This window comes from Bacteroides sp. NSJ-48 (assembly GCF_014287405.1).
Taxonomy (GTDB): domain Bacteria; phylum Bacteroidota; class Bacteroidia; order Bacteroidales; family Bacteroidaceae; genus Bacteroides; species Bacteroides stercoris.
This window is the reverse complement of record NZ_JACOOD010000100.1, coordinates 1-2,146: the sequence shown is the minus strand read 5'-3', so window position 1 is coordinate 2,146 and position 2,146 is coordinate 1. Positions and strand designations below refer to the sequence as shown.

Below are 2,146 nucleotides of genomic sequence, written 5' to 3'. Positions count from 1 at the left end.
GTCGCTGCAAGCACTTGGCTATGACGGTGGCGAATCTTGTCGTAATACATCAATTGAACTTTTTAGGCCACAAAGATAAGTCAAAGAACGCTTTAATCAATTATTCGATATAAACTCTAATATATATTATTTTAAACATTCAAATTATGAAAAACGCATTGAACTTTATTTTTCTATTTTTAGCGGTGTTTCCCTTAACTATGTATGCCCAACAAGAAGAATTTCCTGCGGGTACAGTACCTAATGAGCATAATATCAATGGCGCGGAATACCCCCGGATAGGTGAAGACCGGCGAGTACATTTCAGAGTTTTTGCTCCTAATGCAAAAAAAGTAGAAATCAGCTTCCGGGGTGAAATGACCAAAGAAGCAGACGGATACTGGTCGCTTGTTTCGGAAAAGCCTGAGGTCGTCGGTTTCCATTACTATCAAATAATAGTAGATGGGGTAAGTACAGCCGACCCCAATGGCAAACCCTTCTTCGGCATGGGCAAATGGGTCAGCGGTATTGAGATTCCAGAAAAGGGAGTAGACTATTATTCTATCAAGAATGTACCTCACGGTTTAATAAGCCAAAGCTGGTATTATTCCGACATTCGTAAAGAATGGCGTAGATGCCTCGTCTACACACCCGCAGAGTATGATAAGAATCCTTCCAAAAAGTACCCGGTACTGTACCTGCAGCACGGTATGGGAGAAAATGAGACAAGCTGGGCCAACCAAGGTAAGATGAACTTCATCATGGATAATCTGATTGCCGAAGGTAAGGCCAAACCCATGATCGTAGTAATGGACAACGGCAATATCGAAGTATTTAAAAACAAGCCGGGCGAAAGCCTTGCCGATACCAGAGCAAAATTCGGTGCCCAATTTCCGGCCATTTTGGTAAATGAAATCATTCCGCACATTGAATCTAATTTCCGGACGTTGACAGACCGGGACAACCGTGCAATGGCCGGACTTTCCTGGGGTGGTCTTCTCACTTTTAACACCACGCTGAATAACCCTGACAAGTTTGCTTATATCGGTGGCTTCAGTGGAGCAGGCAATATCGACTTGAAGAATATAGACACAACTTATAACGGAATCTTCAAAGACCGCAAGGCATTCAATGATAACATCCACGTGTTTTTCCTGGGTATCGGTTCGGAAGAACATCCCGAAAGAACCAAAAAACTCAGCGATGGTTTGAAAGCCGCCGGTATCAACAACATCTATTACGAATCTCCGGGTACTGCCCATGAATTTCTCACTTGGCGCAGATGCCTGAAAGAATTTGCTCCACTACTATTTAAATAATTATGTATTATTGAGAAACACACCATAACAATGAAAAATCCTTATTACAGAGTATGGTTGGCGATTTGCTTCGCCACTCTAATGAGTGTGCAGGGGTATGCACAGAACAAAGAAACCGCCTCTCGTTTGGCCACCTATTTTTCGCCGGGTACTACCGATGTCATATCACCCGATGATGATGGTTTTATCCGCCGTTGGCTATTGCTCGAACCTATCGACAAGCCTAACCGCAGTAACACGGTATTTACGGACAGTTATATCCGTAAGGCCTTTACTACCGAATATTTTCCCGGACAATTCACCGTATTACCCAAAGACGGCGACAAAGTAAAAGTCGGTAAACAGAAACTAACCTGGCACGCTCTCGACAGTAAATTGTTTAATGTAAAGCTGTTCCGTTTTGCATCTAGTCTTCAAAAACAAATATACGGCGTACTGTTTTGGGCTGTCACTGTTATCAATTGTCCGGAGGACATACCGAATGTCAGAATATCGGTCGGTTCAAATTCCGCCTCCATGTGGTGGCTGAATGGTGAAGAAGTTGTCATTTTATCCGGTGACCGCCGTATGGTAAAAGACGATTGCCTGTCCAAGCGGCTGACCTTAAAAAAAGGAAAGAATATTATCCGGGGAGCCGTTATCAACGGACCCGGAATGAGCGATTTTTGTATCCGCCTCCTTGACGAAAAGGGAGCTCCTGTTAAAAACATTACTATCAGTTATAAATAATAGAGTTTATATCGAATAATTGATTAAAGCGTTCTTTGACTTATCTTTGTGGCCTAAAAAGTTCAATTGATGTATTACGACAAGATTCGCCACCGTCATAGCCAAGTGCTTGCAGCGAC

General features: G+C 42.9%; 2 protein-coding genes. Both read left to right on the top strand.

The features are described from left to right. Positions 1-146: 146 nt before the first annotated feature. A complete protein-coding gene (locus H8S52_RS19575; protein WP_186910403.1) occupies positions 147-1,298 on the top strand; it encodes an alpha/beta hydrolase-fold protein in 1,152 nt (383 codons plus the stop codon). Between the two features lie 30 nt (positions 1,299-1,328). Then, positions 1,329-2,027 carry an acetylxylan esterase gene (locus H8S52_RS19570; RefSeq protein WP_186910402.1) on the top strand — a complete coding sequence of 233 codons (699 nt, stop codon included), beginning with the start codon at positions 1,329-1,331 and terminating at the stop codon, positions 2,025-2,027. Positions 2,028-2,146 lie beyond the last annotated feature (119 nt).